The sequence below is a fragment of the Marinomonas sp. BSi20584 genome (assembly GCF_002792415.1).
In the GTDB taxonomy this organism is placed as follows: domain Bacteria; phylum Pseudomonadota; class Gammaproteobacteria; order Pseudomonadales; family Marinomonadaceae; genus Marinomonas; species Marinomonas polaris.
Genome location: NZ_KZ454868.1, coordinates 134,274 through 155,675, shown reverse-complemented (window position 1 = coordinate 155,675; position 21,402 = coordinate 134,274). Strand labels below are relative to the sequence as shown.

The following is a 21,402-nucleotide window of genomic DNA, read 5'->3' as shown; positions in this document are numbered from 1 at the left end:
AAGGTTTTAAGTGATAAAAATATTCCCATGAACTCTTTATTAAATTTTTTCCAATACAGCACCTCTACCACCACGACCACAAGGTTGTTTGGAGGGTAGCTGCTATTTGATTAAAAAAGCCCTCTGAGCGAATCGCCAGAGGGCTTTTTTATGTCTATTTCTTGTTGTTCGCTCAGAGTTTTTTACTAAAAATCTTTCATTAGGAGAAAGATATGAAAACTCATCGCGAACTCGCGGAACAGCTCGATTTATTCCATTCAGAGCAACAAGCACCGGGGATGTTATTTTGGCATCCAAATGGCTGGCATTTGTTTCAAAATATACAAGAGCACATGCGACGCTGTTATCGTCAATATGGCTTTAAAGAAGTGCGTACACCTCAGTTAATGAAAAAAGAGCTATGGCACATATCGGGTCATATGGATATGTACGCTCAAGATATGTTCTTTGGTGGCGAGCAAAATGGCGACCAAGAATACGCCTTAAAACCCATGTCTTGTCCTGCTCATATACTCATGTATAAACGCGGCGTACACAGCTATCGAGACTTACCTCTGAAGCTATTTGAATTTGGTTTAGTGCATCGCAATGAATCATCCGGCTCATTAAATGGTTGCCTAAGATTGCGGCAGTTTACTCAGGATGATGCCCATGTTTTTTGCGCGTGGTCTCAGGTGAAACATGAAGTCGGCCAGTTTCTTCAACGAGCAAAACAAATTTATAACGACTACGGCTACCAAGCTCTAGAAGTCAAAATCTCTACTCAACCAGAGCAAGCATTAGGTGACGATGCATCGTGGCGACGTGCGGAAGAAATTCTTGAAGAAGCCTGTCAGGCAGAAAGTGTTCCTTTTGACATTCAAATTGGTGAAGGCGCGTTTTATGGGCCAAAAATTGAACTGGCATTACAAGATGCCATGGGGCGAATTTGGCAGTGCGGAACAATACAATTGGACTTCAACTTACCAGATCGTTTCGAATTAGAATTCGACAATGAACAGGGCAAAGCGGAACAACCGATTATCCTACATCAAGCCGTTTATGGCTCGATAGAACGCTGGATCGGCATACTGCTCGAAGTGTCGCAAGGTGTATTGCCCGAATGGATAAATCCGCAACCCGTCGCATTAGTTTCTGTTAATGACTCTGTTTTAGACTACGCCAATCTGATACGAGCAGATCTAGAGCAACAAGATATAAACGTCCTGTGTGAATTTGGCGATCACTCCGTTGGCCGCAAAATAAAACGCAGCTTTGAACTCAAAATCCCTAACATTATCATAATAGGAGAGCAAGAAGCCCAAGCGGGAAAACTCACAATCCGCAGAGGCAAACACATTGAAATGATCAACAAGGAAGAACTGATTTCCTTTCTAAAATCCAAGCAAAACCTAAGATAAAAAGGAGAGCACCATGACCTGCGAAACCAGATAGGCCGCCAAGCAATTGGCGGCTTTTTTCGTTATTGGGGTTGATTAGAGCTGGAGTAGTATCGAAATGTTTGTTGTGGTCACTTACTATACTTGGACTTGGTTAAAATAATGATGAACATTCGTAAACTCAGGAGAGATAAATGGACAAAGATACAAAAACTAGCAATGGCAGTAATGATCAGCAAAACATTGACGAGACAAAACTGCAAACACTTCGCAGCCTTATTCAAGAAGGAATCGACAGCGGTGAGGTCGAGTACAGCTATGATGGATTGATGAAAGAAATGGATGGCGAATTTTAGGTGTTACTTAATTTCTAGTTTTTAAAATCATTTGCTTTCATTTAGCCTTTAATGATTTTTGTATTTGAGTTTTTTCGTCGTTTCCAAGGTTTATACTGTTAGAATATGAAAAAATCAGACCTCATCAATAGCTTTACTTTTTACATGTAAAAGGAATTATTTATGCCAGTTGAATTATCAGATACTTTAGTTATAGGTATATCGGCCACAGCTCTTTTTGATTTGTCAGAAGCGGATAGAAAATTTAAAGAAAAATTAAAATCTGATCCTGACTCAGCGATTGATGAATATAGAAAATATATGTTAGAAAAGGAAAATGATACGCTGGAGGCTGGTACAGGTATGCCTCTTGTTAAAGCATTGTTAAATTTAAATACTTTTTTAACAGATCCGAGTGAAGCTCCAATCGTTGAAGTTGTTGTTATATCTCGAAATAGCCCAGAAACAGGCTTTCGTGTTTTAAAGGAAATTCGAAGACGTAAATTACCAATTACTCGATCTGCTTTCTTAGCTGGTGAAAAAAGCTCCAGTTATTTGGAGGCTTTTTATGTAGATCTATTTTTAACCACAAATGAAGAAGACGCTCAGGATGTTATAGATAGTAAGGTTTGTGCTTCGGCATTAGTCAAAGCCCCTCCGAAGGATGTTCATTCTCTTGATGAAAAACAAGTAAGGTTTGCATTTGATGCAGATGCTGTTTTATTTAATGAGGCAAGTGAAATTGTTAATCAAACTGAAGGATTAGGTAAATTTTGGTCCACAGAAGATGAAGATCAAGATATACCTCTATTAGAGGGACCTTACGCTAATTTATTAAAAAAATTATCAAAAGTTCAGGAGCGTTTACCTGGCCGAATTGAGTACTCGCCTGTTAAATTGGCGATAATGACTGCTAGAAATAGCCCAGCTGAAATGAGAGTAATAAAAACACTAAGAGCATGGAATGTTTATATAGATCAAGCATTTTTCTTAGGAGGTCTTGAAAAGAGTCGTTTTTTAAAAGCTTTTAAACCGCATATTTTCTTTGACGATCAAGATTCTCATCTTGATCCTGCAGCCCTTGATATTCCTTGTGCTAAGGTTTTATATCCGAGTAACTCCCCTTTAAAAAAATTGATTGAAGATAGAGCTATGAAACAAAACCACAAAGAAGATTGATAAGAAAAAGCTAGCAAGAATGTGTCCATTTTATGATGGATAACATGTTAGTTATCTTTTGTTAAGTAGCCCGAGTCAGTATTGCTTATAGTTTTAGTTACGAGTAGGTGTAATGGATTTTTTTTGTTAATGACATAGTTTGGTGGAAGATATCGCTTAATGGGCTTATGAATGGCTGGATTCCTGGAATTCTGACATTTCTTTTAGGTTTGTTGTTTTCTAAAATATTGGACCATAGAAAGCTTAAGCAAAAACTAAAAAACGATATATTGGAGATTTTCATTCCTGTATTCAATTCAGGTGAGTCCATTTCCATGCCTATGGCAGACGAAGCTTACCGCAAGCTGATAGCTACGTTCAATGCCTACAAAAGAATTTACCCTGGGATGTTCGATAGAGAAGCGGAGAGAAAATTGGGTGAGTTGTTGAGCGAAGGATTTATAGTGGATGGTGAGATCAACAAGAAATTTTTTGAGCCTGATACTATTCAAGATTTAATTAAAGGGTTGTAGAAAAGAGTGTGAGTTATCTTGTCTACAGCTGGCTTGCAATCAAGAAAGTTAACACAGCGCAGTATTCGTTCGAAAAACATGCGGGCTGGGATGGGCTTAACGCCTCTTCGCTCTGTTTCGGCCGCTGATGTGCGCGACTTTATGGAGTTTCAGAGTCAGTTAAAAATACCCTTCTTAAGAGCATCAACAGCATTCTATGCCTTACGAAAAACATCGTCTTGCTAAGCTTAACGCTAAACAGAGTGAATGAAACGTTTGGGCTGAAAGCCCGATAAAAGATTTTTTGCTTTTCTTTTAAGGGAACGTTTGCATCGTTTGGCAAAAGTCACACGCCCAGCGGGGCGGAATAAAGGTCGGGAATACAAAGCATTCGAATGGAACCAAAGAAGGATGAAATCCACAAAACCTCTGGCACTTCTGCCAAAAATCACTGTCTATTCACTTCCATGCGTATTTTTCCTTTATGATAGTCGCCATTAGAATTTGAACTTAAGTTGGAACCTGAAAATTATGAATAGCTATCCTACACACAAGCCACGTCCGATGGTTGACCTTATTGTTAGTGTTATCTTGCCATCGTTAATTTTAATGAAGTTGAGTGGTGAAGATAAGTTAGGTACGACAGGTGGTTTAATTGCCGCGCTGGCGTTTCCTCTTGGTTGGGGGCTTTTTGAGTTAGTGAAGTATCGAAAGTTCAACTTCATTGCCTTGTTAGGTTTGGTGAGTGTGTTGCTGACGGGCAGTATTGGCTTGTTTGAGTTGGACAATAAATGGCTGGCGATAAAAGAAGCCGCTATTCCAGCGATTATCGGTATTGCGGTTTTGATCTCGACTTTTACGCCTTATCCATTGGTACGAGCGATGTTCTTCAACGCTGCGATCATGGACGTTGATACTATCAAGCAAAAGCTGGAAGAGAACAACAGCACCACAATGTTTGAAAACCGCTTAATGAAAGCCACGTACTTTATTGCTGGCTCTTTTGCCTTCTCAGCGACAATGAATTACGTCTTGGCTAAATGGATCGTCACCAGCCCAGCGGGAACCGAAGCCTTTAATGAAGAACTAGGGCAAATGACGTTATATAGCTACCCAATGATCGCCATTCCATCGATGATCATGCTAATGGCGATATTTTACTACCTATGGCGCAGCATCCAAAAAGCCACCGGATTGAAACTCGAAGACTTAATCGTCAAGAAATAACACAGCCCCTAAGGTTGGGGTCAGAGCAAAAATAGGTTAAACATTATCGGCAACTTTCGCTGATCTATAGGTGTTTTTGGTTCTTTTAGTTCATCAAAGAAAACTATTTCTTGATCTGACCCCAACCATCCCTGATCTCTTAGTCTACGTTGTCGGGCTAAAGCCGCGACCTACAAAAACCAATACAAACCAATCACTTGTAGGTCGGCATTTATGCCGACAAAAAACTTTAGCACAACAAATTACGTCTTGTTGGGCTGTGATCAAAAAGGGATTCGATCCCTTAGTATTTCGAGCATCCGGTCAATACAGTCTCAAACGATCAAAAGAGATTAACCCCATCCTCCGCCTTCCCCTTGAAAACAAAAGGGGAAGGGATCTAGTGATTAGTAAGCGTTACCCTCTGCGCTTGAAATCCCGATGAAGTTAGTTCGACGCAACAGCGTTGCGCGACTTTATGGAGTTTCAGAGTCAGTTAAAAATACCCTTCCTCATCACACCAAAAATAATCTATGCCTTACGATATAACAAGCGTAGGTAACAATTATGCGCCTATGAAGAAAATCAGGCATTAAAGATCTTAAAGCGAATTTTTGGTTACTTTTTGGGCGCTAGCAAAAAGTTACACGCTCAGCAGAGCGGAATAAAGGTCATGAATACAAAGCGTTTGAATGGAACCCGCATAGATAACCCAAAGACGGTTAGTCGCTTTTAGTCTACCTCTAGTCGTTTCCAGCCACCTCCCACTTGTAGCTAAAAATTACACTGAGTCCATTGATGTTTTACCCAACAGGTAAGGAAAAACAATGAACGCAGCAGAGCTACACGACAAGTCCATTATTATTGACGGTTTGATTTGTGCGAAGTGGAATCGCGAGTTATTCGAAGACATGGCAAAGGGCAAGCTGACTGCAGCGAATTGCACTGTGTCGTTTTGGGAAAACTTCGAAGGTACGATTCGCAATGTGGTTGAGATGAATCAGCTGATCGAAGCTCACAGTGATTTGCTGACTAAGGTTTACACGACGAAAGACATTCACCGCGCTAAAGCCGAAGGCAAAACCGGCGTCATGATGGGCTTTCAAAATGCCCATGCGTTTGAAGATCAAATTGGATACGTTCAGATTTTTAAAGACCTTGGCGTGGGCATTGTGCAGATGTGCTACAACACGCAAAATTTGGTTGGCACGGGCTGTTATGAACGCGACGGTGGTTTGTCTGGCTATGGTCGTGAGATTGTGGCAGAGATGAACCGTGTTGGTATGTTGTGTGATTTATCTCACGTTGGGCCAAATACCGCGAAAGAAGTCATCATCGAATCGAAAAAGCCTGTGGCGTATTCCCATTGTTTGCCTGCGGGTTTGAAAGAACACCCACGTAACCGCACCGACGAAGAGCTTAAGTTTATTGCCGACAACGGCGGTTTTGTCGGCGTCACCATGTTCGCTCCTTTCTTAAAAGCTGGTATTAACGCGACTATTGACGATTACGTGGAAGCGATTCAATACATCTACAACATTGTTGGTGAAGATGCGATTGGTATCGGCACTGACTTTACTCAAGGTCACGGTTACGACTTCTTCGAATACCTAACCCACGACAAAGGTTATGCCCGCCGTCTAACGCGCTTTGGCGAGATTATTAATCCACTTGGTATGCGCACCGTTGGCGACTTCCCTAATTTGACCGAAGCCTTGTTGAAGCATGGTTTTAGTGAACGTCAGGTGGTGAAGATTATGGGTGAGAATTGGGTGAACCTTTTGCAGGAAGTCTGGGGGGAATAGTCAATCGACTATGCTCGTAACGCTTTGCAGTATTTGATCTTAACGAAAAGAATTAAAGGAATTAGATATGAGTTCTCATGCGCCAGAAATGCCAATTGTTGTTGATGATGAAACGGGTGTTTGGACGACGGATGCGCTGCCAATGCTGTATGTGCCGCGTCACTTCTTTGTTAATAACCACATGGGGATTGAAGACGAGATTGGTGCCGAGCGTTATGCCGAGATCCTTTATAAAGCGGGTTATAAGTCAGCGTATTTTTGGTGTGAACAAGAGTCCGAATGCCATGGTATTTATGGCGAGGAGATTTGGCACCATTATTTGAAACGCCTATCGCAGCGCGGTTGGGGCTTTTTTATTACCGAAGAATTAGACATCGAAAAAGGCACGGCAAAAGTGCGCTTGGAAAACTCGGCCTTTGTTTATCACTACGAAAAAATCCACGGTAAGAAAGTTAACCGTAAGGTGGATTATATGTTTACGGGTTGGTTTGCTGGCGCGTTGGATCAGATCTTAGAAAGCAAGGGGTTGGCGACTCGAACTAAAGCGATTCAAACCCAAAGTGCTGCGGAAGAGGGTGTTGACGTCGGTTATTTCCAAGTCACTCCTTTATAGGGTTACGACTATTGCATTCGTAACGTCGTTATTTGTTTTTCAGTCTGTAGTTTTTTAGGCAGGGTTACTATGTCCCAGTATGATGCGTTGTTCGAGCCACTTAACATTAATAAATTAACCATCCGCAATCGTATTGTCAGTACGGCTCATGCTGAGGTGTATGCTACTGATGGCGGCATGACGACAGACCGCTATGTGAAGTATTACGAAGAAAAAGCCAAAGGCGGTTGTGGCCTGTGTATTTGCGGTGGTTCCAGTGTGGTGTCTATTGATAGTCCACAAAGCTGGTGGAGTTCAGTCAATTTATCGACTGATCGTATTATTCCTCATTTCCAAAATCTTGCAGATGCGGTGCATAAGCACGGCGGCAAGATCATGATTCAAATTACTCACATGGGACGTCGTTCTCGTTGGGATGGTGAAAATTGGCCAAACCTGATGTCGCCTTCTGGTATTCGTGAGCCTGTTCACCGTGCGACTTGCAAAACTATCGAAGTTGAAGAAATGTGGCGCATCATTGGTGATTTCGCCCAAGCAGCGCGTCGTGCCAAAGAAGGTGGTTTGGATGGCGTGGAGTTGTCTGCGGTTCATCAACATTTGATCGATCAGTTCTGGTCGCCACGAGTTAACAAACGCACCGACGAATGGGGCGGCACCTTTGAAGGTCGCATGAAGTTCGGCATGGAAGTATTAAAAGCCGTGCGCGCTGAAGTTGGGCCTGATTTTGCTGTTGGTATGCGTATCACAGGTGATGAATTTCATCCTGATGGCTTAGGCCACGAAGAAATGAAAAAGATTGCTCAGTATTACGATGCGACAAATATGTTGGATTATTTTGGTGTTGTGGGTTCTGGTTGCGACACGCACAATACTTTGGCAAACGTGATTCCAAACATGAGCTATCCACCAGAGCCTTTCTTATATTTAGCGGCGGGCATCAAAGAAGTGGTGAAAGTGCCTGTTATTCATGCACAAAACATCAAGGATCCGAACCAAGCCAAACGTATTATAGAAGCCGGTTATGTGGACTTTGTTGGTATGACTCGTGCTCACATGGCTGATCCGCATTTTATCGCCAAGATCAAAATGGATCAGGTCGATCAAATCCGTCAGTGTGTTGGCGCGAACTATTGTATCGACCGTCAGTATCAAGGCTTGGATGTCTTGTGCATTCAAAACGTCGCGACATCTCGTGAATACATGGGGTTGCCACATATCATTGAAAAAACCACAGGTGTAATTCGCAATGTTGTTGTGGTTGGCGGTGGCCCAGGAGGATTAGAAGCCGCTCGTGTTGCCGCAGAACGAGGTCATAAAGTGACCTTGATCGACAAAGCAGACGAGCTTGGTGGGCAATTGGTGTTAGCAGCCAAAGCGCCACAGCGTGATCAAATCGCCGGTATCACTCGTTGGTTGGTCATGGAAATTGAGCGTTTGGGTGTGGAGGTGCGTTTAGGCACCGCCGCCAGCGAAGAGATGATTAAAGAACTCAATCCAGATATTTGTATTTTGGCCATGGGTGGTCGTCCTTTCTTGGAGCAAAATCCAGAATGGGGCGCAGCAGAAGGTTTGGTGGTGTCCACTTGGGATATTCTCAGCGGTAAGGTCGAACCGGGTAAAAACGTCTTGGTTTACGACACGATTTGCGAATTCTCTGGCATGTCGGCGGCGGATTACTTGGCTTCCAAAGGTTCATTAGTGGAATTGGTAACAGACGATATCAAACCCGGTGTCGGCATTGGTGGCACAACTTTCCCGACCTATTACCGTTCCTTGTACGAGAAAGAAGTCATTATGACCTCGGACATGTTGCTCGACAAAGTCTACCGAGAAGACGGCAAGCTGGTCGCTGTGCTTGAGAATGAATACACAGCACAAAAAGAAGAGCGTGTGGTGGATCAGGTAGTCGTCGAAAACGGCACTCGTCCGAATGAAGACTTGTATTACGCTTTGAAAGCCAGTTCGCGCAATAAAGGGCAGATTGATAACGAAGCGTTGTTCGATGTGAAACCTCAACCAGTTCTGAATGATCAGAATGGTGAAGGCATGATCTTGTGGCGTTTGGGTGATGGTGTGTCGCAGCGTAATGTTCACGCCGCAATGTATGACGCTTTGCGCCTCTGCAAGGATTTGTAGGAGTAATAGATCATGATGCTTGATTGGTTACCTCCAACTTTGATAGGTGTTCTGCTTGTGCTCGCCGGAATTGGTGCAGTTCGCCGTATGAACTTATGGCGTGCAGGGCAGGCTGAAAAAGTCGATATTCTAGCGGGCTTGCTGGCAATGCCGAAACGCTATCTGCATGACCTTCATCACGTGGTTGATCGGGATAAGTATATATCTCGCACCCACGTGGCGACGGGCGGCGGTTTTGTATTGGCGATGGTGCTGGTGGTGTTTGTTCACCTGTTTGGCATCGATAGCAAGATTCTGGCGTGGGCGTTATTAGCGGCTTTGGTTATGATGTTTTGCGGTGCACTTTTCGTTTATAAGCGTCGTTTGAATCCGCCTTCGCGCCTTTCTAAAGGGCCGTGGATGCGCTTGCCTAAAAGCTTGCTGACCTTTTCGATCACCTTTTTTGTGCTGACCTTGCCTGCTGCTGGTGTGCTACCGGAGGGCTTTGGTGGTTGGCTGCTTACTTTAGTCTTGTCAGCTTTGATCTTAATGAGTCTCAGTGAAATGCTGTTTGGCATGACGTGGGGCGGGCCGATGAAGCACGCTTTTGCGGGTGCGTTACACCTTGCCCTTCATCGTCGTCCAGAGCGCTTTGGTGGTGGACGTTCTACTGGTTTAAAACCTGCTGTTTTAGGTGAAACGTCACATGGTGTGGCGAAACCAACGGATTTTAAATGGAATCAGTTATTAGGTTTTGATGCTTGTGTGCAATGTGGTCGTTGCGAAGCGGTTTGTCCTGCGTTTGCTGCGGGTCAGCCATTGAACCCTAAAAAGCTTATTCAAGATATGGTGGTGGGTTTTGCGGGTGGCACAGACGAAAACTATGCTGGCAGCCCTTACCCTAATGTTGAAGTAGGCAATGCGAAAGGCGCGCCGAATCAAATCATTACTGACGGTTTGATCCATCCAGATACGCTTTGGTCGTGTACTACTTGCCGAGCTTGTGTGGAAGAGTGCCCAATGATGATCGAGCACGTGGATGCCATCGTCGATATGCGCCGTTTCTTGACACTGGAAAAAGGCGACACGCCGAACAAAGGCGCGCAAGTACTCGAAAACATAATCGCTACGGATAATCCGAATGGTTACTCGCCAGCGAGCCGAACCCATTGGGCTGCGGATCAAAACTTGAATCTGATGAAAGATGTGAAACAAGCGGATGTATTGTTTTGGGTGTCTGACGGTGCTTTTGATATGCGCAGCCAGCGGATTCTTCGAGCATTTGTGAAGTTGATGAAAGCCGCCAATGTTGATGTCGCTATTTTGGGAGATGAAGAATTAGACAGTGGCGACGTTGCCCGTCGTTTAGGCGATGACGCTACTTTCCAAAGCTTAGCAAAACGTAACTTAGCGACCTTGTCGAAATATCAGTTCAACAAGATTGTGACGACTGATCCTCATGCCTTCCATTGTTTGAAAAATGAATACGGTGATTTTGGCTCTGATGCTCTACAGAACGTAGAAGTTTTACACCATACGACTTTCCTAAATCAGTTAGTGAAAGATGGCCGTTTGCAGCTGGATACCTTCAAAGGCGGCAAGGTGACTTATCACGATCCTTGTTATTTGGGACGTTATAACGGCGAGTACGAAGCGCCTCGTGAGCTGTTGGCGAGTTTGGGAATTGAAGTGGCTGAAATGGAACGCTCTGGTTATCGCTCACGGTGTTGTGGCGGCGGCGGTGGCGCGCCAATAACTGACATTCCTGGCGAACGTCGTATTGCTGATATGCGCATGGAAGACGTTATCAGTACAGGTGCAGATATGGTGGCTGTAGGTTGCCAACAATGTACTGCTATGTTGGAAGGCGTGGTAGAACCAAGACCCGTTGTAAAAGATATTGCAGAAATTTTGGCAGGTCAGTTAATTGATAGGCAGTCAATTGAGGAGACACACTGATGAGTCATTTTTCTTCAAAAGACAGCTCTTTAGATAACCTGCTACGCAGAGATCCAAGAACTGAGTGGATTGCTCGAAATCGTTTGCATCCTTTGCATAGTAGTGTGGTTTCTGCCGGACAAGGTGAAATTCGTGGACCATCGGGTTTGTTGCGTAAGAATCCTCATGTTATTGGCTTTATTGGCCCGAATGGCATTAAGCGTATTGATAGGGCGAACCTGTATTCTGCAGGACTTAATAGTAAAAAACGGTCTGGCGAAGCGAAAGAAACACAGCTGCCGTTGCATATCGTCGACAAGCCAGATGCTTACATCATGGTGGTGGCGGATATGATCGGTGGACGTTTGACCAGTCATGACAAAGATATTCTGGGCTTGGCTCATCAGCTAGTGACTGAAGGAAATCAGAACACAGCGGTCGTTTTGGTGTGCTTTGGCGAGAGCAAAGAAACTCAGTTTGATTTGGCGGGTGTGGATCGCTTGATTCATTTATCGGCTGACGAGTTTGAAGGTTTCGCGCCAGAAGTGAGAGTGGCTGCCTTGATACAGATCGAAACTCAGTATCGACCAGAACATTGGCTATTTCCAGATAGTGTTCATGGCGGAAGTGATTTAGCGAGTCGTTTAGCTGCTAAATTGGGTGAACGACCCGCTGCGCAAGCATGGCTAGTGACTGCATCAACTACCGTGAGTCGTGGTGCATCAGGTAGTCAGGACATTCGACGAGAAACTCCACGTATTTTAATGCTCATGGAAGAGTGCGCGAATGCTATCGAAGATACTCGGCATCAGGTTTTACCGCTAGATTTGTCGGAAGAGTTTGTTGTTCCATCGGGTTCTTGCTTGCTTGATAAAGGGCAAATCGAGGTGGACTCTAACGCTGTACCTTTGGCAGAGGCGGAGTTTATTTTGTCAGCAGGTAATGGTATTCATAATTGGGATCAATTCCATTCGGCAGCAGCCGCACTTGGCGCGACCGAGGGGGCCAGCCGTGTTGCGGTTGATGATGGCTTTATGCCTAGGTCTCGTCAAGTGGGCGCGTCGGGGACTTGGGTTACCGCTCGGGTATATTTGGCGGTGGGTATTTCTGGTGCAATTCAACACATGCAGGGTATCGGGCAGTGCGATAAGGTGGTTGCTATTAATACAGATGCTGGTTGTGACATGGTGAAGCGTGCCGATTTGGCGGTGATTGCCGATAGCGAAGCCATATTAGAAGAACTTACTAAGCTTGCTCAGCAATATTCCTTATCTAAAAGCCAAGAGGAGAAAAGCGATGCTGCCTAATATCAATGTGGTTTCTTTGGTTTCGGTAGGGCGTCATCCTCAATCAGGTCGTGCTCGTCGTGCTGAACAAGATGGACGGGCGGTAGAGTTAGGCTTAAATCTTGCTGGTAACACATTAACTGTAGTTCACGCTGGTAATGCACAAGAGCCTGTTCTCCGACAATACGCAGGAATGGGATTACCTTCGTTAACCGTATTGGCACAAGAGAGTGATTGTGATGCTCTGCCTGCGCTTGTCTCATTTTTAAAGGACAAGCATATTGATGTGGTGCTCACTGGCGTTCGCGCAGAAAGCGGCGAGTCGTCTGGAATGTTGCCGTATTTATTGGCCGAGCAATTAGGTTGGCCTTTAGTGCCTCGTGTGGCAGAAATATTGAATATAAAAGAGGGGGAAGCTGAAGTGCTTTTAGCCTTGCCCCGTGGTCAACGCCGTGCGGTGATAGTCAAATTACCTTTTATTGCCAGTGTTGACAATGCAGCGCAAGAGGCACGGCAAACGGCATTTGGTCCAGGACTGAGAGCTGATTTTAAAGTGCTGATCTTAGAAAGAGTTGTTGATGAAGCTGCGAGCCAATGGCAAATCAACATAGCCAAACCTCGTCCTAAACGTTTAAAAGTAGTGAAAGCAAAGACTGCTGCAGATCGAATGAAAGCAGCGACAGCGAAACCAGTTGGCGGAGGTGGTAAAATAATGAAGGACGAAACAGCGGCAGAGAAAGCACAAGCTATCTTTGATCTTTTATTAGAAGAGAAAGTGGTTCGCTAAGTGCTCATTTAGGTATAAGCTATATGTCCCATTGGTTATTGATTGAACAAATTGTTTGTTTATAGGTATGCAATATGATGATTGTAGATTTGGTCGACGAAGTCGATTTTAAAGAAAGACTCATCGCGTTAGGAGCGCCCGTTACTCAAGAGCAAAGTTTGGCACAAGTACAGTCCGCTGTGCTGTCTTGGTTGCAGTCATATCCAGAGCAAACTCCGTTCGTAAAAGATCTTTGTACCGAAATGCAAAAAGACAACACGACTGTTTTGCCAGAAGTCTCTACTGTCATGGCTGCATTTGGTTAACATTAGCTTTTTTGAAATATAAGCTTCATGTCTATCAATAAATTTTAGTTATGAAGTAATAAGCTTGTATGAGTTTTATTACTTCATAATAAGATTTTCATCCTCCTCTTTTTCATAAGCTTTATCTCTCTAAAATAGATTTTTTCTATACTCTTTTCATAATCGTTACATTTTGAAATTTTCTATGGTTTATACGCCTATAATGCAGTATTTTATCGATGTATATGGATAATAAAGTAGTGGTAAGGAATAAATGTATCTGGTTGTGGTCTTTTATAAAATATCATCAATAATGATGTTTTTGGGTTATTAATAATCATTTTCAGTCTATGAGTTAATGTTGATTACCAGCTAGTGAATTTATAAAGAAATTCCTTCTTGGATCCATATGGCTATTATAATATTTGGGTAAATTCTATGAAAATCAAAACGAAGTTGTTGATTGCTTTTTCAATTGCCACCGTGTTGCCCGTCTTAGTTGTCAGTTCAATAACTGCCTATCTAGCGTCAGACCAAGCATTGAAGAATTTTTCAAAAAATAGCGGGCAAACGCTTGGTGCCGTTGAAAAATCCTTTGATCAATTTGTAAATGATATCAAATATGTTGTTGGTTTTATTGCTGACAGTGACCCTGTGACGGTCTCTGATGCAAAACCATTAACGACTTATTTTGAATCTAAAGGAAAAGCACCGAGTAAAATTGCTGAACAAAACGGTGGTCGTGAAGCCGATGTATTCAATATGTTTGAGGCGATTGGTAAAAACAATCCCAACTATGTTTATGTTTATATGGGTGATGATAGTGATGGTTATTTAGAATGGCCGGGGACCTATGAATACGCTGAATGGCATCCGAAGCAACGTGGTTGGTATACAAGAGCTATGGAAACACCTGGTAAGGTCGCTTTACGTGATGCCTATTACTGGGAGCCTGATGATGCGGTTTATGTGTCTGCGGTACGGACTTACAAAAAAGGTAATAGTATTGGCGGTGTCGTTGCGGTTGATGTATCGATCAAAACCTTAACTGAAATGGCGAATAAAACTAAGCTGGGTAACTCTGGTAGTATCATGGTTATTGAAAATACCGGTACTATTTTGGTTGATGCACTTCATGCAGATAATAACTTCAAGAAAATCAGTGAGGTAACGGGTGATGCGTATCAAAAAATCGCTCAAACCTCTTCTGGTTTGATTAACTTTAAGCTAGATGGCGAAGATTATTATGCTGATGTATATACTTCTCCTAATTTAAAATGGAAGTTTGTTGGTCTAATGCCAGCAACTGAAATTTACTCTAGTACTGTTGAGTTAATTCAAACAACGGTCGTTGTTTGCATCTTGTTATTACTCGTTTTTGGTTTTATTGCTTATTTGATGGCGAAAAGCTTAATTACTCCGATTGAGTCTGTTTCGGATCATTTGCGTATTCTAGCCGAAGGCGAAGGGGATTTAACTTCGAAAATTGACATTAAAACCAATGATGAAACAGGTACATTGTCTAACTGGTTTAATCAGTTTATTGAATCAACTCGTAAACTCATTCTTGGTATTAAGCACTCAGGTATACAGATCGATAAGATTGCTGCAGAAACATCAGCTAAAGCGAACGAAGTCGCGCAGTCTGCTACAGATCAATTGCAGTCTATTGAGTTAATCGCAGAAGCAGGGCAGCAAATGCTGATTGCGTCTAATGAAGCTGCTGAAAGTTGTGCTAATTCTGCTCAGTTTTCTGAGAAAGGTTTAGAAACTACTATCGCGGGTAAAAATCTTCTTAAGAGCAGTGCTGAAGGCGTGAATCGTTTAGGTGCTCGTTTAAAAGATTCGAATCAAATCATTACTGAGTTGCAAAAAGAAACCACTAATATTAATCAGATTCTATCAACCATACAGGCAATTGCTGAGCAAACTAACTTGTTGGCCTTGAACGCGGCTATTGAAGCGGCTCGTGCCGGTGAACAAGGCCGAGGTTTTGCGGTAGTGGCTGACGAAGTACGAACACTTGCAGGACGTACACAAGAATCTACAGAACAAATTAGCAATATTTTGGGGCTGCTTGCTAGTAGAACCAAGCAAGCGTCAGAGTCTATGGTGACGAGTTTAGCGGAATCTGAAAATGCCATTAGTCTGTCAGATAAGGCGCTTAATTCTTTTGAACAAATTGAAGAAGTTGTGAAGCAAATGCGTGATATGACGATGCAAACGGCGGCTTCTGCTGAAGAACAGCGTGCGGTAACAGAGGGTGTTAACGAAAACATTGGCGCTATTAGTGATGCGGCGCATCGTGTTTCAAGTATATCTGGGGATGTTGCGGATCTTTGTAAGAAACAGGATCAGTTGAGCAAAGAACTGCATTCAATGGTTGTTCGATTCCGTACAGAATAAACCGAGAGTTATGGATATAGTTAGCGATTAAAGGCCACTTTTTAGTGGTCTTTTTTTCGTCTATCTTCTTAGGCTTTTAGTATGGTTTTTTAAGCACTAATTCATAGTCTAATTAATTTACTTAGCACATAAGTAAAAATACTAGAGAATTGATTTTAAAATATAGTGATAACGATTATCATACCGAACAAATTTACTAATGAAGGTGTAAGCATGGTTAAGTCGTTTGTAATGCTTCTGTTCACTCTTTTTATGAGTGCAAGCTGGGCTGGTGAAGTAACGGTGAAGGATGTCCTTGGTCGTGATGTCACATTTAATGCGCCAGCTCAACGTGTTATTGTCGGGTTTTATCCTGAAGACTATATGGCAATTGGCACGGAAGCCGCTTACGACAAGGTTGTTGGTATGTCTAGGTATATTTGGGAAGCTCGTTCGGCTAACTGGGAAATGTATGTTAAGCATCGTCCATCTTTACAAGACATTCCGGCCATTGGTCGTGTAGACACGCAAACTTTTTCGGTAGAAAAAGTGATTGGCTTGAACCCTGATGTGTTGATGTTAGCAGATTGGCAATATAAAGCCTTAGGAACGGATATCGAGCGCCTCGAAAGTGCTGGTATCAAAGTGATTGTTGTGGATTACAATGCGCAAACAGTAGAACGTCATGTTAAAAGCACTGAGATAATTGGTGTGATTACAGGACAAGAAAAACGTGCCGCAACTATCGTAGCCGAGTATAAAAAAACCGTCGAGACCATTAGTAAACGTCTAGCTGATGCGAATTTGCCAGAACCAAAAGTGTATACTGAGTTTGGTGCTTCCGGCGTGCAGGAGCTTGGTTTTACCTTTGGTAAAAACATGTGGGGAGCCATTTCTACTATGGCAGGTGGCGATAATATCTCTGCGCCATTTGTTGAATGGTGGGGTAAGTTAAACCCTGAGCAAGTGATTGCTTCGAATCCTGATGTTATTGTTATCACAGGGTATGAAACAGGCGCAGTCCTTGATTCTATGATCATGGGGCAGGGCATTGATAAAGCAGAGGCTCGTAAACGTTTAGAAGGTTACAAAAAACGCTTGGGTTGGTCTTCAATTTCGGCAGTAAAAAACAATCGTTTGTACGGAGCTTATCATGGCGCATGCCGCACCATTTTAGATGCCGCGATGTTCGAGTTTTACGCAAAAGCTATGTATCCAGATTTATTCTCCGATTTGAATCCTGAGCAAGCCTATTTAGATTTTTATAAGAAATATTTGCCAGTGACGCCTGAAGGCACTTTTATGGTGTCGTTAGAAAATTAATTTCTTGTATTGAAAAATTTTGTATTGAAAAAAGGGCTTTCTACATTTTTTGTAGAAAGCCCTTTTTCGTTTTATGTCGGCTCAACTCAGTAGTTACTTGAATGCATAACGTGTAACTTGTCGGTAAGTATCTTCTGGTGCAAGTAATATTGGTGGAAAGTGAGACTGGTTAATCGCATCCGGCCAATGTTGTGCTTCAAGAGCAAGACCTGCATAGGCAGTTAATGCGCCTTGGTTAATATTCGATTCTGCGTCTAGTCGAATATGACGGCCGTCGTAAACTTGTAGGCCCGGTTCTGTGGTCTGATAATTTAATGTGAGGCCAGTGATTGGGCCTTTCAGAGTCGCTACCGTTTGTAATGGGCGATTACTGGCAAGAGATAGGCAGAAGTTGGTATCCAGTTCAGGATAGTCTTCACGACCGATGGTGCGAAGCTGATGAAAATCAAACGCGCTGCCAGCCGTTGGCGTGACTTCTCCTGTTGGAATGAGCCCTGCATCAACAGGTAAATAATGATCCGCTTTGATACTTAGTTGATGGTCTAAAATAGAGCCTTTGCCGTCAAGATTAACGTAGCTGTGACCGGCAAAATTACAAATTGTCAGCTTGTCTGTAGTGGCGGTAATTTCCATTTCCAATGTGCTATCGAGCAAACGATAAAATACATCCACAACCATGTTACCTGGATAGCCCATTTCGCCGTCAGCAAGTGTAGTTTGTAGCTGAACCATGTTGTCAGTTTGTTCGATGATTGACCAGTTTTTGCTGCCTGTTCCATCAGGACCACCGTGTAAGTGGTGAGCTTCTGGCAGAGTAGGTGGTAATTGGTAGGTTTTACCGCCAATCACGGCATGACCTTTGTTAGTTCGGTTTGCAACTCGTCCGACTACCGCACCAAAGTATTTTGCACCCTGAAGGTAATCGGTCAGCTTTGGCGAGCCTAATACTAAAGAATGCTCATAGCCATTTAGATAAACGGATTGAATGCTAGCGCCCAGTGTCAAAATAGACACTTTGAGTTGAGCGTTTTGTAGCGTGACACATTGAACTTGGTTTAAATCTGGAGCGAGATTCACGGAAGTATCCTTTTCAAATAAACGGGAGCCGAAGCTCCCGAAAGTATAGAAATATAGATAGATTAGATATTTTCTAATAAGTCGTTAACTCGATATTGCGCTGTTTTTAGTGCATCGTCTATAGATTTGTTGCCGCTAATGGCAGAACTCAACTCTTCACCAATGATGTCTTGAATGGCAAATTGACGTAACACTGCCGAAGGTAAGGCTTGTCCTGTTTTGGCGATTTTAGCAATATCACTACGGTGAGGTAAGGATTTGAATTCGTTGCTGGCAATCACTTTTTTCACAGTTGGCAAATGTCCGGTTCGAGACCATTCATAGTTGTTGTCATAGAAAAATTTAAATAACTTGCCAATGGCGGCCATTTTTTCATCGCTACGGTCACCACGCGGAACAACCCAGCCATGCCCATCTGTATAGGTTACGTCTTTTTGTTTAAAAAATTGTGGGACAGGAAAGACGCTATAACCGTTTGATAAAGCGTTATTGGACTCTTTAGACTGAGCGTCATAGGAGCCAATTAACCATGTTCCGTTAACCGCAATACCGCCATCACCATTGGAAAAAGCTGATACAGCTGCTGGGTAGTCCAAGTTTTTGGTGCTAAGCCCTTGATCTACGATATCTTTCATAAAGGTAAGTGCGGCTTTAGCGTCTTGACCGCTTAAATCAATATGGCTTGGATCATCAAAGAATTTACTGTTCTGCTGCATCATTAGGGTATAAAAAATACGCGCATAAGTGGCTGTTTCATTTGCTAGTACTTGCACCAAATAAGGCTTACCTGTGGCGTCTTTAAACTGCTTGCCCTGCGAAAAAAGCTCATCACGGTTGGTTGGTAAAATAGGGTTGCCATCTGCTTTCATTAGGCCGGCTTTTTTCATTAAGTTGTTATTAACGTGGAATAGCATTGTCCAGTTATCGAAGGGTAAAGCGTATATTTTGCCTTCTTTAGTGACACTGGTAATGGCTGCATCGGTAAAATCGGTGGCTTTAATGCTTTGGTCTTTTAGTAGCTTATCAAGTGGAACTAAAAGACCACGGGATTGATAATCTGACATGGCCGAGTAGTGCATAGATACCACATCTGGAGCAGATCGAGATGCCAATTGGGCATTAAGCTGGTCGTATCCAGGCCATTCTACCGTGCTGACTTTTACGTTTATGTCTGGATTTTCAGCTGCGAACTTATTGACGAGAGTGGTGATGATGCCGCATTCGCCAACGGCAGCAGATACATCAGTTGCTTTGCCGTATTCCGCTTCGCAGGCACCAAAAAAACGCTGTAATTCAATTGTTGTGTTGGCATTAGCCAATGGTGATAACGCCAATAATCCAATTGCTGTTGTTCCGAGAAGTAGCTTTTTCATTATTGATTCTCCTAGGTCGTTGTTATTGTTGTAGTCCTATTTCACTTTCAATTTTTCTTAAATCACTTTTCATTTCAATTTCTTAGTCAATATGACGATTGCTATTTCACGGCTCCTCCTGATACCGCGGTAACTATATGGCGTTGAAAAAAGATGTAGACGATCACCACGGGTAACGAGGCAAATACAGCTTGTGCGCCCAAAAAGCCTAGCCCTTCTGATTGCGCAAAGTTCGTTTGTGACGAAGCTATGCCTATGGTGAGTGTGTACATGTCGGATTTGGTCGCGGATATAAGCGGCCACCAATAATCATTCCAAGCTTGCAAGAAAGTGAAGATGCCCAAGGTCGCTTGCGCGGGTAACGTCAGCGGTAGCAATACTTTCCAGAAAATACGAAAGGTCGAGGCGTTATCCAGCATGGCAGCTTCATCAATTTCTTTTGGGATGGCCCGAAAGAATTGTGTCATTAAGAAAACGCCAAACGCTGATGACAAGTTGGGTAATATTAAGCCGATATGGGTGTTATGCAGATCAAACCAATTAAACATCTGGTGACGAGCAATAATTACCGCCTGTTCTGGTACCGCTAAACCAAACAACACAATGATGAATAGCGTCTTACGGAACGGGAACTCCAGCCTTGCAAATGCGTAACCTGCTAACGAAGAAAGCAGTAACACACCGACGGTTTGACCGACTGCCACTATCATAGAATTCATAAACCAGCCGAAAACGCTGGAAGATTCAAGGATGTTGGCGTAATTCAATAAGGTATACGGGAATGAAAAGACAGCTTCCGTACCTCTGAGCAATTCAGCATTGTCTTTCAGAGATAACCCTATTATCCATGCCACTGGCGCCATCATGATGACACCAAGCACTGCAGCTATCCAAAATAGCTGACGGTTAGAGGTCAAATGCTCAGGCGAATAGTTGAATGCTTTCATGCGTCTACCTCCTCTTTACGAGTGCTGACCCAATACTGAAGCATGGCGGCACACAGAATAATTAAGAACAGGATTTGCGACGCAGCCGCGCCCAGACCAATATCCCAACGTAAGAAACCCACTTCATAGATGTACATCACAATAGGGCGAGATGACCCAGCTGGACCACCATTGGTCATCAACTGTGCCTGACCAAACAACTGAAATTGCATCACCACTTGAATAATGGCAACCAACATAATAGTGGACTTAATGGATGGCAGAGTGATACGAGTGAGCACTCGCCAGCGGGAAGCGTTATCTAACGCTGCTGCTTCATAAAGGTCTTTCGGTATCTGTTGTAAGGCAGCTAAGAAAAGCATCATGGGTAAACCAATACACCACCAAACAGTTGCTACCCCCACTGAAAACAACGACCATCCTGTAGTTGAAAGAAAGCCAATTGGTTGCCAGCCGAAAAACTCAAAAATTAACGACATTAAACCGTCATTGGGAATGAAGACGATTCGCCAAATGAGCGTCACTATGGTGACGGACAAAATAGAAGAGGCAAAAAACAAACCTCTCAAGAAAGACGACCCTTTGCTGGTTTTATTCAAAGCTAACGCTAGAAACAACCCAAGAATGACCAAGGTAGGAACAGACACTCCGACGAAAATTAGAGTGTTTTTTACCGCTTGACCAAAAATTGGGTCGCTTAATACTCGTGCATAGTTTTTTAAGCCGACGAAGCGCTCGCCACCAAAAAGATCGACTTTATTGAGCGACAGCCAAATTCCACAGCCAAGAGGAAATACCAACAAGGTTAAAAAAACACTGAGATACGGGACAACAAATAGACCATTCGTCCAACGGGAACGACGATAACTTTCTGCCATC

19 protein-coding genes are annotated in these 21,402 nt (G+C 43.2%); 15 read left to right on the top strand and 4 right to left on the bottom strand.

What is annotated here, in order from left to right:
* Positions 1–212: 212 nt before the first annotated feature.
* The 15 genes from thrS (at position 213) to TY87_RS00720 (ending at position 17,126) form a co-directional block, all read left to right on the top strand.
* The gene (thrS, locus tag TY87_RS00780) at positions 213–1,400 is read left to right on the top strand and encodes a threonine--tRNA ligase (RefSeq protein ID WP_100185639.1); all 1,188 of its coding nucleotides are present in this window, start codon (positions 213–215) and stop codon (positions 1,398–1,400) included.
* Positions 1,401–1,573: 173 nt separating this feature from the next.
* Positions 1,574–1,735: a type II toxin-antitoxin system ParD family antitoxin gene (locus tag TY87_RS22575; protein WP_198432013.1), complete on the top strand. Its 162-nt coding sequence runs from the start codon at positions 1,574–1,576 to the stop codon at positions 1,733–1,735.
* A 162-nt stretch (positions 1,736–1,897) separates the two neighbouring features.
* The gene (locus TY87_RS00775) at positions 1,898–2,893 is read left to right on the top strand and encodes a 5'-nucleotidase (RefSeq protein ID WP_100185638.1); all 996 of its coding nucleotides are present in this window, start codon (positions 1,898–1,900) and stop codon (positions 2,891–2,893) included.
* A gap of 167 nt (positions 2,894–3,060) precedes the next feature.
* Positions 3,061–3,405 (top strand): hypothetical protein, encoded by a 345-nt coding sequence (locus TY87_RS00770; protein WP_100185637.1) that lies wholly within the window; start codon positions 3,061–3,063, stop codon positions 3,403–3,405.
* 18 nt (positions 3,406–3,423) lie between these two features.
* Positions 3,424–3,630, top strand: a complete 207-nt coding sequence (locus tag TY87_RS22685; protein WP_157789856.1) for a hypothetical protein — start codon at positions 3,424–3,426, stop codon at positions 3,628–3,630.
* Positions 3,631–3,915: 285 nt separating this feature from the next.
* The gene (locus tag TY87_RS00765) at positions 3,916–4,611 is read left to right on the top strand and encodes a VC0807 family protein (protein ID WP_100185636.1); all 696 of its coding nucleotides are present in this window, start codon (positions 3,916–3,918) and stop codon (positions 4,609–4,611) included.
* Between the two features lie 806 nt (positions 4,612–5,417).
* Complete coding sequence (locus TY87_RS00760) at positions 5,418–6,395, top strand: dipeptidase (protein WP_100185635.1); 978 nt, start codon at positions 5,418–5,420, stop codon at positions 6,393–6,395.
* Between the two features lie 67 nt (positions 6,396–6,462).
* A complete protein-coding gene (locus tag TY87_RS00755) occupies positions 6,463–7,008 on the top strand; it encodes a DUF5943 domain-containing protein (protein ID WP_072840476.1) in 546 nt (181 codons plus the stop codon).
* A 69-nt stretch (positions 7,009–7,077) separates the two neighbouring features.
* Positions 7,078–9,144, top strand: a complete 2,067-nt coding sequence (gene dgcA / locus TY87_RS00750; protein WP_072840477.1) for a dimethylglycine demethylation protein DgcA — start codon at positions 7,078–7,080, stop codon at positions 9,142–9,144.
* Positions 9,145–9,156: 12 nt separating this feature from the next.
* Positions 9,157–11,082: a (Fe-S)-binding protein gene (locus TY87_RS00745; RefSeq protein WP_100185634.1), complete on the top strand. Its 1,926-nt coding sequence runs from the start codon at positions 9,157–9,159 to the stop codon at positions 11,080–11,082.
* Complete coding sequence (gene etfA, locus TY87_RS00740) at positions 11,082–12,368, top strand: electron transfer flavoprotein subunit alpha (protein WP_100185633.1); 1,287 nt, start codon at positions 11,082–11,084, stop codon at positions 12,366–12,368. Before TY87_RS00745 ends, etfA begins: the two co-directional genes overlap by 1 nt.
* Positions 12,358–13,134 carry an electron transfer flavoprotein subunit beta gene (etfB, locus tag TY87_RS00735; protein WP_100185632.1) on the top strand — a complete coding sequence of 259 codons (777 nt, stop codon included), beginning with the start codon at positions 12,358–12,360 and terminating at the stop codon, positions 13,132–13,134. Before etfA ends, etfB begins: the two co-directional genes overlap by 11 nt.
* Positions 13,135–13,208: 74 nt before the next feature.
* On the top strand, positions 13,209–13,439 hold the full coding sequence (locus TY87_RS00730; RefSeq protein ID WP_072840481.1) for a hypothetical protein: 231 nt from the start codon (positions 13,209–13,211) through the stop codon (positions 13,437–13,439).
* Positions 13,440–13,856: 417 nt separating this feature from the next.
* The gene (locus TY87_RS00725) at positions 13,857–15,824 is read left to right on the top strand and encodes a methyl-accepting chemotaxis protein (protein ID WP_100185744.1); all 1,968 of its coding nucleotides are present in this window, start codon (positions 13,857–13,859) and stop codon (positions 15,822–15,824) included.
* 213 nt (positions 15,825–16,037) lie between these two features.
* A complete protein-coding gene (locus TY87_RS00720) occupies positions 16,038–17,126 on the top strand; it encodes an ABC transporter substrate-binding protein (RefSeq protein WP_100185631.1) in 1,089 nt (362 codons plus the stop codon).
* Between the two features lie 93 nt (positions 17,127–17,219).
* Here TY87_RS00720 and TY87_RS00715 read toward each other — a convergent pair whose 3' ends face one another.
* The 4 genes from TY87_RS00715 to TY87_RS00700 all read right to left on the bottom strand — a co-directional run bounded on the left by TY87_RS00715 (position 17,220) and on the right by TY87_RS00700 (position 21,401).
* Positions 17,220–18,203 (bottom strand): aldose epimerase family protein, encoded by a 984-nt coding sequence (locus TY87_RS00715; protein ID WP_100185630.1) that lies wholly within the window; start codon positions 18,201–18,203, stop codon positions 17,220–17,222.
* Between the two features lie 62 nt (positions 18,204–18,265).
* Positions 18,266–19,576, bottom strand: a complete 1,311-nt coding sequence (locus tag TY87_RS00710; protein WP_072840484.1) for an extracellular solute-binding protein — start codon at positions 19,574–19,576, stop codon at positions 18,266–18,268.
* A 101-nt stretch (positions 19,577–19,677) separates the two neighbouring features.
* On the bottom strand, positions 19,678–20,523 hold the full coding sequence (locus TY87_RS00705; RefSeq protein ID WP_072840485.1) for a carbohydrate ABC transporter permease: 846 nt from the start codon (positions 20,521–20,523) through the stop codon (positions 19,678–19,680).
* The gene (locus TY87_RS00700; protein ID WP_100185629.1) at positions 20,520–21,401 is read right to left on the bottom strand and encodes a carbohydrate ABC transporter permease; all 882 of its coding nucleotides are present in this window, start codon (positions 21,399–21,401) and stop codon (positions 20,520–20,522) included. Before TY87_RS00700 ends, TY87_RS00705 begins: the two co-directional genes overlap by 4 nt.
* Position 21,402 lies beyond the last annotated feature (1 nt).